The following is a 14383-nucleotide window of genomic DNA, read 5'->3' on the forward strand; positions in this document are numbered from 1 at the left end:
GTCCGCGCGAAGAAGGGGGAGCCTCGGCCGGTCCGTCGCCGGTCGAGCGGCGGAAGACAGGCAGCCACCACCTGACGGCGACACCACGACGCCTTCACCTCGTTGGCACGCAGCCTGATCTGCTGGCGACGCCACAGGAAGGGCGAATCATGACGACCTCACGTGTTCGAGGACCTCTACGCCGATAAGAAGTCGGTGAGCGTGCAGCCGAACCCGTCGGGTCAGGCCAGGAACTGAGAGCTGGGCCCGGAGCGGGTGGAGGCCGAGCTGCCGTCCATCTGTCCGAGTCGGCGGCCCAGCTTCCTTCAGTCCATACCGGGTGTTTTGTGCTGACCGCGAGTCAGCTATGCGCTGCTGACTGACGTCGGCTTGATGCCAGTAGCCCCAATCCGAACAGGACAAGCGCCGCAGTCCACGCGGGCAGGCTCTCGGATGGATAGAGCGTGAGAGCCCACCACTCAGCTGCTGGCTTCCCGGAAGGGTGGAACGCGCGGCCGAGACTGGCGCTGATCAACAGGAGCAGCAGGCAGACCGCGCCGGCTGCTGCCTCGTTGCTCACCCGTCGTACGGCCAGAGCCACAGCGAGCAGCAGCATCAGGTTGCGTGGGATGTCCATGCCCAGGGTGAAGCCCAGGAGATGAGACAACGTTACGGCGGCCGTGACGGCCACGAGGTCCCAGCGGTCCACGCGCACGACTGCTGTCCTCTCGGGAGCGTCCAGGCGTCGCTCAAGGCAGTAGAGGACAGCCCCGATAACGAGGAGCGGCGTGAAGTACTGGACACGGGTACTGACCATGCCGCCCAGAAATGCCGGTACGGGAATTTCCGTCCCGCCAAGTAACCAGCAGATCACTGCCAGCAGCAGGAGCGCCAGCGGCACGGCCCACCAGCGTCGTACGACGGAAAAGTAGAGCTTCACGTCGTCCCCCCTACACAGTGGGTTTGGTCTTGGGCGGCCTTGGTGAACCACTGGGTCTGCTGCTCGGCCGGAAGCTGACGGATGCGTTGGACCTGCTTCCAGTCCTGCTCAGGAACGCTCGCCCGCACGTCTTCTTCGTCTATGCCTACGACCAGCAGCGCCCATGTATCGGCCAGGTACGGCTGGCGGCAGTCACGTACTCCGTGGAGTGCGGCGACGCCGGCGACGGCCGATCGTGCGAGATCGACGCGGAGTTGCTCGGTGCTGTTCTCCGGGGACCAGTACAGGGGCCAGGTACCCGGTTCGAGGTCGAGCTCATCGGAGGCCAGTCGCAGCGTCCGGGGCGAGGGCACTCCAGAGGCTCGCAGCTTTTCCAGTGCGGTAAGGGAGCTGTTGCGCAGGCTGGGTGCCTTCTCCTCGTACTCTTCGGGGAGGCAGAGCGTCGGGGACTTGCCGACGCATACGGTGTGGCCGACACGTGCGTTCGCGAGCGGGCTGTGTCCCCAGTCCGATACAAGACTTCTGCCTGTGAAGATCGTGGCTGCCAGAACGGCCACGCTCACCACGGCCAGCCAAGGCCTGCGGCGGACGCCCACCAGGAGCACGACAGCCACAGTGACTCCTGCGGTGACCAGCCAGGGAACAAGATAGACGAGTGGGTCCAGAGTGTCGGTGAGGGTCGATTGCTCGGTGATGAAGCCATTCAGATGCCGCCATGCCGGGGCACTCATGGACTGCGGTACAGCCAGGCAGACCCAGCTGCCGGCCGCAGCGATCAACGCGGCAACAGCGCGTGGACACAGCAGCCCCACCACCCAGCCGATGACTATCCAGGCGCACGGGAGTACCAACAGGTGCCCAACGGCGAGCAGGCCGGAAGCGGTCGGCCAGACCCCGACGGTCATCCTGGTCATGATCAGGGCGCCGACGACAAGGCCGAGGTGCAGCGCGAAGACCGGTCGGGACGCCCACAACCACTGGCGTACAGGACCTCGGGAGCTGACGCTCCGCAGGTCCTGTACGTGCCGCTGGCGGCCGGCTTCCCAGGCGGCAGCCCCGGCCACTGCCGGAGCGATCGCTGTGATGCCCCACGAGGCGAACTCGCCCGATGCGAGGCCGTAGCCGTGAACTCCCCAGAAATTTCCCTCCGTCACGAAGCTGTTCAAGTAGAAAAGCGCCGGGAGGATCAACCATGGCGCGGAGGATGCACGCAGATTCCCGAGAGAGATCACTGTTCCACCGATCCCAGCAGAGCTGAATAGGCGCTCTCCAGGCGTCGTCCTGGAACACTCTGCGGATCGGCGTGGTCCGCGAATTCGGCTACTCCGCCCTGAAATCGCGGGGCCCCGTTTTCCAGGACGACAACCTCGTCGAAGGCTTGATCCAGGTCGGCAATGTCATGTGTGGAAACGATGACGTGCACGCTTCCTCGCAGTTCGACGAGCAGATCGTGGAACCGGCGTCGCTGGGCAGGGTCCAGGCCTGCCGTGGGTTCGTCGAAGAGTAAGAGCTCCGCGTCATGCACCAAGGCCTGCGCAATGGCCAGCCGTTGCTGTTGCCCTCCCGAGAGGGTCCCAACCTTGTCCTTGATCTTCGCCGTCAGCCCGACACGCTCGATCGCTGCGGGAGCGGCACGCCATGCGTCACGTTCCCGCATTCCCTTGAGCCAGCCGACGTAGGCAACATGCTCCCGGCAAGACATTCTCGGAAGGAAGTTGACGCGCTGGGGCAACCAGGAGACCTTGCGCCGGTAGGACTGCAGAGTCCTGCTGTTGGTGGACCACAACTCGCCGAAGCAGATCTTTCCTTCCCCTGGGGCGTGCGCGCTCGCTCCCAGCGCAAGAAGCGTGCTCTTACCCGCTCCGTTCGGGCCCAGAAGGACGGTATTGCCCGGCGAGAAACTCAGATCGAGTCTGTCGATGACAGGACGTGTCCTGCGGCTGTAGCGGAACGTGCAGGACTGGTAGTGCAACGGCATGGGTCAACCTCATCGACGGGACTCGCCCCCGCCCCCGCGGTATACGCGGGGCCGGGGGGCAGCGTGATTAGGCATGCCCGCCCCGACAAGAGCGCCACGCTCCTGTCACATGCCAAACGGTGAGAGCGTAAGTTGATAAACAGAATTGATCAACGGCCACTTTCGGTCATGGCTTGGAGCACAGCAACATCGGCAGGCCCTGGCTCACGTTTTACAGGCACCCTCGCGCCTTCAACGTGGCAAACGAGCCGACACTCAAGCACTCGGCCATCGTCGATAAGGGCGAACCTCAGAATCATCTCATTTAGACGACTCGGTAAAGTGTTGGCCACGGTGGGCATCGTTGAGCGGCTGGTTCCGGACGAGTTGTGGGAGCTGTTCCAGAGGGTGGTGCCGGAGGCGCCCTCAGGGGATCATGCCACCAGAGCCCGTTTCCAGGGGTGTTGGAACACCACGTGACCGAACATCAGGCGCGTGAGGATCCTGCTTCTGTCCGGTACACGTGAATCGCCATCATCGCCGTGAGTTCAAACGCCGCCAGCAACGGCTGCTCCGACCGGGTCGTGCGCCGCCGCGACCCGGTGCGTGCCGGTCGATCCCCGACCGGATCGTTCGCCGCCGCGACCTGGTGAAGCGCGACATCAACTACTCAAAGAAACAAGAGAAAGAACCCCACCCGACCCACCCCGGCGACCACCTGACGCATCCCAGGGGCTCGTCACCCACACGGGTGAGGTTTGCCAACTCGGCTCGCTTTCGGACCCGTTGTCCGGCATATGCTCACGCCAGACCACACCGGACATACGTCGGCCCCCGACCGGGAGTGCAATCCCAACCGAGGGCCTGACCACCAAGGAAGTTAGGGCTTCCCGATGGATACCCAGCAGAATACTGCGCTCACGCGCGCCCTGGCAGAGATTCCCGGGCCGCTCCCGGCCCGTGGCGTGATCCACATCGCGATCCCGCACACCGACCGCTTCACCGTCGTCGGCAACCACCTCGCCCAGCACCCCGACCTCAGCTGCACCGCGATCGGCATCGCCGTACGCATCCAGTCACTGCCCCAGGGCGTGGAGGTGAGCATCAAGGCGCTCGCCGCCCACTGCCGGGAAGGCGAGAAGCGCATCGCGACCGCCCTGCGCGAACTGGAAGCCCTCGGCTACCTGCAACGCGTCCGGGAACGGCTCCCCAGCGGCCGGGTCATCACCCGCACGGTGTTCTGCAACCAACCCACAGCGCTGTTACGCCCCCGTCCGGCGGCGAGCCCCCAACGACCCGCCGTAACAGCCACACCCCAGGCACCGGCACCGGCACCGACCGAAGCGCCCACGTGCGCACCGGCAACGGCGCCCGCGCCCTCGCCCGCCCCGGCACCGGCGCCCGCGCCCGAGCCGGACATGCCCGAGCCCCCGCCCGTACCGACGCCGCCCTCCCCCGCAACGCCCCCAGCCCCGTCCCCGCCGCCCCCACTCTTCGTACCGCTGGTCCCGCCCCCGACCGCGCCCAAGCCCCCACCCCCGCCTCTCCCCCAGCCCGACGACCTGACCCCGGAACTCGACCGCGCCGCCACCGCGCTCCTCAGCGACCTACGCCGTTACACACCGGAGTTGACCCTCTCCGAAGCCGACATCCGTCAGCTGGCCCCCGGCGTCGCAGCCTGGCTCGAACGGGCCGCCCACCCCGACGCCATCCGCCGCACCCTCACCACCGACCTGCCCCACCCCCTCAGGTGTCCCGCCCTGCTCCTCAAACACCGGCTCACCGCCCTCCTGCCCCCGCCCCTCCCCGGCGTCCGCGACCTCGCCGCCCCCATCCGCCCCCGCATCACCGTCACCCCCTTCCAGACCTGCGACGACTGCGACCGAGCCTTCCGCTCCCCCACCCCCGGCCACTGCCGCGACTGCCGCGAACACCGCACGCACCGGAGCGACGACACACGAACTGCCGTCGCCTGATCGGGCGGAGCGCACCGGCCCGGACGGCACGGACGGCACGGACGGCACTGACGCATGGCTTTCGTCACAGCGAAAGGACAGAATCCGAGAGCAACTGTGCGCTTTGGTTACGTCTGTCCGCTCCGGGTGACGCCGTCCCGCCCCCGGGCTCGGAATAATGCCCCGGCTCCCCTCACAGGATCCCCATACGATCGGCACAGGTCGCCCGCGTGATCCTTCCGCAGTGGCAGCCGCCCCTCAGCGTTTTCCGCCGTTCGGACCCGACCCAAGGGATCATGTGAAGATTCGCCGCGCTCTCGCCACCGCCGTCGCCGCCGCCGTGACCGCCCCCGTCGTCCTGCTCTCCGTCACCCCCGCGTTCGCCGACACCAAGCCGGTGACGCAGACGCAGAACAAGCAGAGCAAGCCGACCATCAAGGAACTGGAGGCGGCCGCCGCCGCGGCGCAGAAGGCGTACGAAGAGGCCGTCAAGGCTCGCGACGAGGCCCAGATCACGGTGCGGAAGGCCCTTGAGGAACTCTCCCAGGACAGCCACCCGCTCGTGGCCGCCGCCAACGCCGCCAAGCAGGCCGCGAAGGACGCCGGATCCGCGAAGGACGCCGCCGACCAGGCCGTGACCGACGCCAAGGCCGCCCTCGACGCCCTCCCCGCCGACGCCACCGAGGAGCGGAAGACCGCCGAGACCGCTCTCTCCGAGGCCGAGGCGACCGCCGCGACGGCTGCCACCGCCAAGACCACCGCCGAGACCAAGGCCGCAGAGGCCGAAAAGGCGGTCCAGGACGCACGGGTCGCGGCTGTCCGCGAGGCCGGCGTGGCCGACAAGGCCGTGGACGACGCCCTCGCCGCGAAGATCGCGGCCGACGCGGCGCTGGCCAAGGCCATCAAGGAGGCGGAGGAGGAGGTCGACGAGGGCGAGGACTGCGAGCCCGAGAGCGACCTCACCGCCAAGGTGACCGGCCTGCCGACCAAGCTCATCGCCGGGACGACCACCGCCTTTTCCCTCCGGGTGACCAACGGATCCGACCGGCACATGGACGAGATCATCACGTACGTCGGAGTCCACGCGACCGACAAGAGCGGTCTCAAGGACACGGGCAAGTTCTTCCGCCTCCAGTGGTCCTCCGAGTCGTCCCCGAAGTGGAAGAACGTCAAGGACGACTACATCGACGCCGTCGGCGCGCTGAAGCCCGGCGCCCGGACCGACCTGAAGATGCGCCTCACCCTCGACAAGGCCACCCCGGCCGGCAACGGTGTCGCCTTCATCGCGGCCGACTTCTACAACGAGGACGGCTCCTGCGGCGGGACGCCCGGCGCGGACATGTACGAGTTCGACGTCAAGGCCGCGGGCAGCAAGCCCGGCAAGACCGAGGACGCCAAGCCCAAGCCCGCCGGCACCACGAAGCCCGGTGGCAAGGGCTCCGGCCACCAGCCGCAGGGCTCGACGTCGGGCACCCCGGCGAAGACGGGCACGGACGGCAGCCTCGCCGCCACCGGTTCGTCCTCCGCCACCACCTCGATCGCTCTCGCGGGCGGTGCGGCCGTGGTGCTCGGCGCGGCGGCGGTGTTCGTCGTCCGTCGCCGGAAGGCGGGTTCCGACGCCTGACGGCGAAGCGGAAGTCGCTGAGGCCCTTCAAAGCGCTGAAGCGGTGAAGCGGTGAAACGAGGGAGAGGGCGGAGACCGGTACGGGTCTCCGCCCTCTCCCGTCGTTTCAGGGCATCCTCACACTCAACTCCGCGACAACTTCCCCCGCTTGAGTTGCAGCACCTCGTCCGCCGCGTCGGCCACCTTCGCGGAGTGGGTCACCACGACGACGCACTTGCCGTCGTCGTGGGCCAGCTTGCGCAGCACCTCGACGATGCCGGCCGCGGTGTCCTGGTCGAGGCTCCCCGTGGGTTCGTCGGCGAAGAGGACGTCCACCTCGCAGGCCAGCGCGCGGGCGATCGCCACCCGCTGCTGCTGCCCGCCGGAGAGCTGCCGGATCCTGCGGTGGCGGTCCTCCTCCTCGATGCCGAGAAGGAGGAGGAGCTCGTTCGCCCGGTCCTTGCGGCCACGCCGGGCCGCACCGGTGATCTCCATGGCCGAGGTGACGTTCTGCACGGCGGTCAGGTAGCCGAGAAGGTTGAAGGACTGGAACACCGTGGCCGCGTGCCGTCGGCGATAGGTGTCCAGCCCCAGCCGGTCCAGCTCCCGGCCCCGGAAGCGCACCGTGCCCCCGCTGGGCGCGTCGAGGCCACTGGCCAGCGAGAGGAGGGTGGTCTTGCCGCTCCCGGAGGGGCCGACGACCGCGTACATGCGGCCCTGCTCGAAGTCCTGGCTGACGCCCTTGAGGACCGTACGCTCCCGGGCGCGGTTGCCGACGGGGTAGCTCTTCTGGACGTCGACGAGCTGGAGGACCGGGCTCCGGCCGTCGTCCGTCGGTCCGGGGTGCGGCAGGGTCAGGTGCGGCATGGTCAGTCGCCCTTCGTGAGGATCTGGCGGGGCTTCAGGCGCAGGACGCGGTAGCCGGGTACGAGGGTGGCCGCGGCGGCGATGCCGAGGCCGGCCGCGCCGACCTGCCCGATGTCTCCCGCGGTGAGGCGGACGTCCAGCTCGTCCAGGGGCTCGACCGCCGGCTGTTCCTCCTCGGGTGCCGCGCCCATGGAGTTGGCGTAGTCGTTCCGTTTCCCGGCGTCGGCGTCCTTCGCCGCCTCGGACACCTCACCGGCCAGCAGAACGCTTCCCGCCGTGCCGGCCAGCGCCTGGCTGGCGGGCACGGCAAGGCCGATCGCGATCAGCGCGCAGGCGGCGATCTCCACCAGGTGCTGGCCGAGCAGCCGCGGCTTGCGCTCACCCATGGCCAGCAGGATGCCGAGCTCCTGGCGGCGCTCGCGCAGCGAACCGGCCACGACCAGCGACACGACCGCCAGCCCGGCCAGCGAGACCAGCCACACCGTGAGCGTCGCGAAACCGGCGGTCCGGGCGATGGGTCCGACGAGCTGTTGGTACTGCTTGTCGTTCACCGCGAGCGGATAGATCTCCGGATCGAGGCCGAGCGCCTTCGCCTCCGCACGCAGCTTCGGCAGATCGTCCGGACCGCGCAGGGTGAAGGTGGCCTCCTGGATGTCCGGGCCCGCGCCGGTCGGCGCGACGGCCGACAGCGAACCGGCCGCGTCCGGCGAGGCGTAGACCAGGTTGGCCGGGTCGGCGAGCGCGGGCACGTACTGGCTGCTGGAGGCGGTGGCGGAGGCGTAGACGCCGCCGACGGTGAACTCTTTCGGCGGCTGCGTGCTGCCGTCGCCGAGGAAGGGACGCACGGTGACCTTGTCGCCGACCTTCAGCTTGTTGGCCTCCGCGAGGCGTTTCTCCAGGACGAGGACGTCTCCCCGGGTCTCCGGCCCGATGCCCTGGCCGGCGAGGATCTTCGAGGTGCCGTTGCGGAAGGCGGGCGTCGCGAGGAGGTCCCGTACGCCCTCGACCTTGAAGAAGTCGCCGGACTCCGTGTCGGTGGCGGGCGGCGGCGGTACGGCGCGGTAGAGCTTCAGCCGGTCCGTGGGCTGTCCCGCCGCCTCCACCTTGTAGCTGAACCCGGTGACGACCGGTGACGCGCCGAGGCGGTCGGCCTGCCCGCTGCGCAGCCGGTCGGAATCGTCGATCCGGACGCCGCTCGCGCCGCCGTTCTCCGCCTTCCCCGACGCCATGAGCGCGTTGATGTCCAGGGACAGCGTGGCCACCGCGCCCACCGTGCGCTTCGCCTCCGTCGCGGCTCGGTCGGCCGCCGACCGGATGAGGAAGCCGGAGAGGACCAGGGCGCAGATGACGAAGAACAGGCCGGTCAGCATCAGGGCCTTGCCGGGGGTGGCGGTCAGCCGCCACCAGGCCCGTTTGAACAGGTTCATGGAATCTTTTCTCTTCGCGGTCGACGACGGGCGGACGGACGGCTCACGCTAGGAAGCGGGCGTTATCGGCGGCGTTCGGCGGCGGGCCGGGCCGGGCGGACTCTCATACGTCGTCCACATGCGGGCTCTGATAGTCATGGGGCGCGCCCACCCCGGGACGTATGCACGTATGCACGTATCCACGTATCCACGTATCCAGAGAAGTGGTGCCGTCCGCCCCGGCGGGCGGGCGACCACCCCACGCGAGGAGAGGCGACACCGGCGATGCGCGTGCTGATCGTCGAGGACGAGGAGTTCATGGCCGAGGTCATCGGCCTCGGCCTGCGCCGCGAGGGCATCTCGTCCGACGCCGTCCACGACGGCGGCGCGGCGCTGGAGAAGCTGTCGGTCAACGACTACGACATCGTGGTCCTCGACCGGGATCTGCCGGGCGTCCACGGCGACGAGGTCTGCCGCCGTACGGTCGCGGAGCACCCCGGCTGCCGGATCCTGATGCTGACCGCAGCGGGCCGCCTCGGCGACAAGGTGGCGGGCCTCGGCCTCGGGGCCGACGACTACCTCCCCAAGCCCTTCGACTTCCCCGAGCTGGTGGCTCGCCTCCGCGCCCTCTACCGCCGGGCCGCCCCCGCGCACGCCCCGACGCTGTCCCTCGGGGACCTCACGCTGGACACCCACCGGCGGCGGGCCGAGCGGGCGGGCCGGGAGATCCGGCTGACGCCGAAGGAACTGGCCGTCCTGGAGCTGCTGATGCGGGCGGAGGGCGGGGTGCTCGGCGCGGAGTACCTGCTGGAGAAGGCGTGGGACGAGGCGGCCGACCCGTTCACCAACGCGGTGCGTCTGGTCATCCACACCCTGCGGCGCAAGCTGGGCACGCCGCCGCTGCTGCACACCTCGGTCGGCGCCGGCTACTACCTGGCGGAGCAGCCGTGACCGCACAGCTCCGGGTCAGCATCCACACCCGGCTCTTCCTCGGCTTCGCGGCCGTCCTGGTGGTCTCCGGGGCCCTGATGGTGGCCGCGGTCTACCTCGGTACGCGGTTCCTGCCCTCCTACGACCTGGGCAGCACGCCCGCCCACACCGACTTCGTGCCGGGCGGCCCGGCGGACAGCCTCCCCGCACCGTTCCGCACCGTCGACCCGCCGCCCTCGTACGCCGACACGCAGGTGATCCGGTCCAAGGAAGACGTGTGGGACACCGTGCTCACCGTGTCCGTCGCGGGCGCGTCGCTCGTGGCCGCGCTGGGCCTGGCCGCCGGGTGGCTGCTCTCCCGCCGCCTCCTGGCCCCGCTGCACACGATCAACCGGGCGGCGGCCCGCGCGGGCACGGGCGATCTGTCGTACCGGATCCACGCCGACGGGCCGAACGACGAGCTCCGCCAGCTCGCCGACACCTTCGACGACACCCTGGACCGGCTGGAACGCTCCTTCGAGGCCCATCAGCGCTTCGCCGCCAACGCCTCCCACGAGCTCCTCACGCCGCTGGCCACCACCCGTACCGCGCTGCAACTCGCGCAGACGGACGCGTCGGGCCGCGAACTGAGCCGGCTCGCCCCCAAACTGGCCGCCGTCAACGAGCGCAGCATCGAGATCGTGCACGGCCTGCTGCAACTCGCCGGCGCCGAGCACGCCCGGCCCGACACGGAACCGGTCGACCTGGCGGAGGTCACCGCGGAGGTCTGCGAGGAGCTGGCCCCCCGCGCCCGGGCCGCCGGGATCACCCTGGAGACCGACCTCGGGACCGTTGCCGGGGGCCGTACGCGGACCACTACCGGGGCCGGTACGCGGACCGCTGCCGGGGCCCGTACGCGGACCGCGACCGGAGCCGGTACGGAAGCCGGCCGGACGCTGGCGGGAAACACCGCCCTGCTGCGCCGGCTGGTGCACAACCTGATCGACAACGCGCTCACGCACAACGTCCCGGGCGCGGACGGCTGGGTGCACGTGTCCGTCCGCACCGGCCACACCGGCCACACCGGCCACACCGGCCACACCGGCCACGGCGACCCCGACGGTCCGGGGCCGGGTCCGGTCCATCGGGTCTCCCTGGAAGTCTCCAACTCCGGTCCCGTGCTGGACCCCGAGCACACCGACCGTCTCTTCGAGCCGTTCCACCGCGCCGCCCCCCGCGTGCGCAGCGACCGGACCGGACACGGTCTGGGTCTCGCCATCGCCGACGCGGTGGTCCGCGCCCACCACGGCACGATCACCGCGACGGCCGGACCCGGCGGGGGCCTGACCGTACGGGCGGACTTCCCCGGGGACGCCTGAGCCGGGCGTCGCCCACCGGCCCCGGCCCCCGACACTGCCCGGCCCCGGCCCCGGCCCCGGCCTCCGACGCTCCCGACCCCGGCATCAGCCGGTGCGGGCGGTCCGGAACCTGCGCCGGTACTCCGTCGGCGTCGCGTTCAACCGCCGCCGGAAAGCGCGTACCAGGGTGTCCACCGTGCCGAACCCGCAGACGGACGCGATGCGTTCGAGGGTGGCGTCGGAGGACTCCAGTTCGTTGCGCGCCTTCTCCACCCGGACGGACTCGATGTACGCGTGCGGGGTCGTGTTCAGCTCGGTCCTGAAGATCCGGGTGAGGTGACGGTCGCTGACGTGCGCGTGGGCGGCGAGGTCCACGACGGTGAGCCGGCGGCCGAGGTTGCGCAGGATGTGGTGGCGGAGGTCCTCGATGCGCCTGGTCGGCGAGATCTGCTCCAGCGGAACGCTGAACTGGCTCTGGCCGCTCGGCCGCTTCAGATACATCACGAGCTGGCGGGCGACCCTCAGGGCGACGGCCTCGCCGAGGTCGTCGGCGACGAGGGCGAGGGACAGGTCGAGGCAGGCGCTGATCCCGGCCCCGGTCCAGACGTCGCCCTCGCGGATGAAGATCGGGTCGGCGTCGACCTCGATCTCCGGGTGCGCGGCGGCGAGCTGGGGTGCGGTCGACCAGTGGGTCGTGGCGCGCCTGCCGTCGAGCAGCCCGGCGGCGGCCAGCAGATGCGCGCCGACGCAGACGGAGGCGGTCCGCCGGCTCCGCCCGGCGAGTTCCCTCACCCGCTCCACCAGCGCGGGGTCGACGAGGGCGCGCACCCGGCGCTCGCCGTCGATCTCCACCGAGCCGGGGACGATGAGGGTGTCGATGCTCCGCCCGGCCACCTCGTCGAAGGTGAGATCGGGGAGGACGCGAACCCCGGCCCCGGTGGTGACGGGGTCCATGGACTCGGCGGCCAGGACGACCTCGTAGCCGTCCGCGTCCTCGGCTTCGCGCCGGGCGAGCGAGAACACCTCCGGCGGACCGGTGACGTCGAGCAGGTCGACGCCCTCGAAGAGGACGATGACGACGAGTCGTCCGACGGTGTCCATGCCCGATCTCCCTGTTCAGCCGTACGTCCGGTGGCGGCGGCCACCCGCCTTGAGTGGCAGCAGCCACCAGAAGCACATGTCGGCATCTGCATGTTAGACGTCATTGCGGACATCCGTGCCCGGTCCTAGCGTGGGAAGCGGCTCGAAGACCGAGCCCATCCGTCCCCGATCTCTCCCGATCCCTCTCGATCTCTCCCGATCTCTCCCGACCCCTCCCCGACGTACGACACCCCGAGGCGGTACACCCATGTCCCGAACCACCCTGCGCGAACTCAACGGCTTCGACGCGACCCCGGCCACGCTCGCCGGCTCCACCCTGATCCTCGTCGACTACCAGAACACCTACACGCGCGGCGTGATGGAACTCGACGGCTGGCAGGACTCGCTGGACGCCGCCGCACGCCTGCTGGCCCGGGCCCGCGAGGCGGGGACCAAGGTCGTCCATGTCATCAACGACGGCGGCGAGGGAACTCCGTACGACATCCGGGCCGAGATCGGGCAGATCTGCCCGGCCGTCGCCCCGGCCGACGGCGAGACCGTCGTCGTCAAGAAGGCTCCGGACTCCTTCCACGGCACCGACCTGGGCGAGCACGTCCGGGCGGGCGGGGACGTGATCATCGCGGGCTGGATGACCCATATGTGCGTGGCGTTCACGGCCCAGGGCGCGTTCCTGCGCGGCAACCGCCCCACGGTCGTCGCCGACGCCTGCGCGACCCGGTCCCTGCCGGTCGCCGGGACCGACCTCGACGCCCAGCAGGTGCACCACGCCGCGCTGGCCACCATCGGCGACCTGTACGGGGTGGTCGTCCCGACGCAGGAGTCCCTGAGGTAGCCGGGGAGCGGGCGGCCCCGGGCCGGAAAATCCACGCGCGCCCCCTCCGTACCGCGTGATACACCTCCCTGCCATGACCTCCCTGCTGACGCCGCCATGACCGACCTGGTGACCGAGCGGCTCGTCCTGCACCCGATATCCGTGGCCGAGGCCGAACAGATGGTGGCGGGCCGGCCGGCCGCCGGCACGGCCTGGGAGCCCGGATTCCCGACCGAGGACGACGTGTCCGTGGCCAAGCGCTTCCTGGAACGCTGCTCGGCCACGGGCGATCCCCGGCCGTTCGGCCCGTACGCGATCCGCCGCCGCTCGAACCACCGGGTGATCGGCGGCGTGGACTTCCACAGCCCCCCGGACGAACACGGACACGTCACGATCGGCTACGGCGTCGTACCGTCGGCCCAGGGGAAGGGCTACGCCTCCGAAGCTGTCCGCGCCCTCCTGTCGTTCGCCCGGGCCGGCGGCGTCGTCTCGGTGAAGGGGGACGCCGACCATGACAACGTCGCGTCCCAGCGCGTGATGACGGCGGCGGGAATGCTCCCGGTCGGGGAGGACGAACGCGTCGCCTACTTCGCCGTCACCTGGACCGGTGCGGCGACGTGAACCGGGACGGCCGGACGCTCCGCCGTACCGCCGTACCGCGTCAGTCGGTGGCACCGCTGTTCCGCGCCTGCCGGTGACACCGCCGTACCGCTGTTCCGCTGTTCCGCGTCAGCCGGTGGCGCCCCGTGGCGCCCCGTGGTGCCGCAGCACGGCCACGGCCCGGTCCAAGGCCGAGTCCCTCGTGACGTCAGATCACCGGGTCACCGGGTCACCGGGTCACCGGGTCACCGGGTCACCGGACCCCGCCGTGTCCGGTCACCAGCACCGAGCGCAGATGAGCCCGCAGCGTCCTGCGCACACGTTCGGTGCCGAGTGACCCGTGCGGTGTCACCGCGTCGAGGATCAGACCGCCCAGCAGCGCGACGAGCCGCTCCGCCTCTTCGGCCGGCGCGGGCACGTCGAGCACGTCCAGGGCCCGTGTGATCACCTGCCGCATGTCGGCGGCCATCCGCTCGGTCACGGGGCGGAAGACCGGATTCACCCGTGCCGCGACGATGAACTCCACCAGCACGATCGACTCGACGCGCCGTTCGTCGTCGAGCGGCAGCAACTCCTCGACGAGGGCCTGCAACGCGTCCACGGCGCTCTCGCCGTCGAGTCCGAGCAGGGTGTCGGTCGCACAGCGGGTGAGCCTCTTCCCCATACGGTCGCCGACTTCGGTCACGGCCGCGACGAGAAGATGGCGATGATCGTCGAAATAGTGTCGCACCGACCCGATGTTCAGCCCCGACTCGGCGGCTACCTTCCGCAGCGAAAGACCGGTTATTCCCTCAGCGACCAAGAGGCGGAAAGCCGCCTCGATAACATCCTTGCGACGCTGTTCGAGATCGATCCGAGCTGGCATTTCCCCAAAATATCACAGCCGTGACAACACCG

Annotated in this window: 13 protein-coding genes; 6 read left to right on the plus strand and 7 right to left on the minus strand. The window is 70.0% G+C overall.

Going from position 1 to position 14383, the window contains the following annotated elements:
• Positions 1 to 340: 340 nt before the first annotated feature.
• The 3 genes from D581_RS0124740 to D581_RS1000000140030 form a co-directional block, all read right to left on the minus strand.
• Positions 341 to 919 carry a hypothetical protein gene (locus D581_RS0124740; RefSeq protein ID WP_158688632.1) on the minus strand — a complete coding sequence of 193 codons (579 nt, stop codon included), beginning with the start codon at positions 917 to 919 and terminating at the stop codon, positions 341 to 343.
• On the minus strand, positions 916 to 2085 hold the full coding sequence (locus D581_RS0124745) for a DUF7224 domain-containing protein (protein WP_158688633.1): 1170 nt from the start codon (positions 2083 to 2085) through the stop codon (positions 916 to 918). Before D581_RS0124745 ends, D581_RS0124740 begins: the two co-directional genes overlap by 4 nt.
• Positions 2086 to 2147: 62 nt before the next feature.
• Positions 2148 to 2897 (minus strand): ATP-binding cassette domain-containing protein, encoded by a 750-nt coding sequence (locus D581_RS1000000140030; RefSeq protein WP_078625917.1) that lies wholly within the window; start codon positions 2895 to 2897, stop codon positions 2148 to 2150.
• Between the two features lie 872 nt (positions 2898 to 3769).
• On the opposite strand from D581_RS1000000140030, the gene D581_RS0124760 reads away from it, so the two are divergent.
• Together D581_RS0124760 and D581_RS0124765 are read left to right on the plus strand one after the other, a co-directional pair.
• Positions 3770 to 4852 carry a hypothetical protein gene (locus D581_RS0124760; protein ID WP_018959880.1) on the plus strand — a complete coding sequence of 361 codons (1083 nt, stop codon included), beginning with the start codon at positions 3770 to 3772 and terminating at the stop codon, positions 4850 to 4852.
• A 277-nt stretch (positions 4853 to 5129) separates the two neighbouring features.
• Positions 5130 to 6455 (plus strand): LPXTG cell wall anchor domain-containing protein, encoded by a 1326-nt coding sequence (locus D581_RS0124765; RefSeq protein ID WP_018959881.1) that lies wholly within the window; start codon positions 5130 to 5132, stop codon positions 6453 to 6455.
• Between the two features lie 123 nt (positions 6456 to 6578).
• Here D581_RS0124765 and D581_RS0124770 read toward each other — a convergent pair whose 3' ends face one another.
• Positions 6579 to 7301: an ABC transporter ATP-binding protein gene (locus D581_RS0124770; protein WP_018959882.1), complete on the minus strand. Its 723-nt coding sequence runs from the start codon at positions 7299 to 7301 to the stop codon at positions 6579 to 6581.
• 2 nt (positions 7302 to 7303) lie between these two features.
• Positions 7304 to 8728 carry an ABC transporter permease gene (locus D581_RS0124775; protein ID WP_018959883.1) on the minus strand — a complete coding sequence of 475 codons (1425 nt, stop codon included), beginning with the start codon at positions 8726 to 8728 and terminating at the stop codon, positions 7304 to 7306.
• Between the two features lie 264 nt (positions 8729 to 8992).
• Here D581_RS0124775 and D581_RS0124780 point away from each other — a divergent pair, with 264 nt between their 5' ends.
• Positions 8993 to 9658, plus strand: a complete 666-nt coding sequence (locus tag D581_RS0124780; RefSeq protein ID WP_018959884.1) for a response regulator transcription factor — start codon at positions 8993 to 8995, stop codon at positions 9656 to 9658.
• Complete coding sequence (locus tag D581_RS0124785) at positions 9655 to 10995, plus strand: sensor histidine kinase (RefSeq protein WP_018959885.1); 1341 nt, start codon at positions 9655 to 9657, stop codon at positions 10993 to 10995. The genes D581_RS0124780 and D581_RS0124785 overlap by 4 nt, the downstream gene beginning before the upstream one ends.
• An 84-nt stretch (positions 10996 to 11079) precedes the next feature.
• On the opposite strand, the gene D581_RS0124790 is transcribed toward D581_RS0124785, so the two are convergent.
• Positions 11080 to 12075 (minus strand): GlxA family transcriptional regulator, encoded by a 996-nt coding sequence (locus tag D581_RS0124790; RefSeq protein ID WP_018959886.1) that lies wholly within the window; start codon positions 12073 to 12075, stop codon positions 11080 to 11082.
• 247 nt (positions 12076 to 12322) lie between these two features.
• Between D581_RS0124790 and D581_RS0124795 the strand changes: the two genes are divergently transcribed.
• Together D581_RS0124795 and D581_RS0124800 are read left to right on the plus strand one after the other, a co-directional pair.
• Positions 12323 to 12907, plus strand: a complete 585-nt coding sequence (locus D581_RS0124795; RefSeq protein ID WP_018959887.1) for an isochorismatase family protein — start codon at positions 12323 to 12325, stop codon at positions 12905 to 12907.
• Positions 12908 to 13003: 96 nt separating this feature from the next.
• A complete protein-coding gene (locus D581_RS0124800) occupies positions 13004 to 13507 on the plus strand; it encodes a GNAT family N-acetyltransferase (protein WP_018959888.1) in 504 nt (167 codons plus the stop codon).
• A gap of 232 nt (positions 13508 to 13739) precedes the next feature.
• On the opposite strand, the gene D581_RS0124805 is transcribed toward D581_RS0124800, so the two are convergent.
• Positions 13740 to 14351, minus strand: coding sequence for a TetR/AcrR family transcriptional regulator (locus D581_RS0124805; RefSeq protein WP_026290876.1), 612 nt, complete (start codon positions 14349 to 14351; stop codon positions 13740 to 13742).
• Positions 14352 to 14383: the final 32 nt, after the last annotated feature.

This window comes from Streptomyces sp. CNB091 (genome assembly GCF_000377965.1).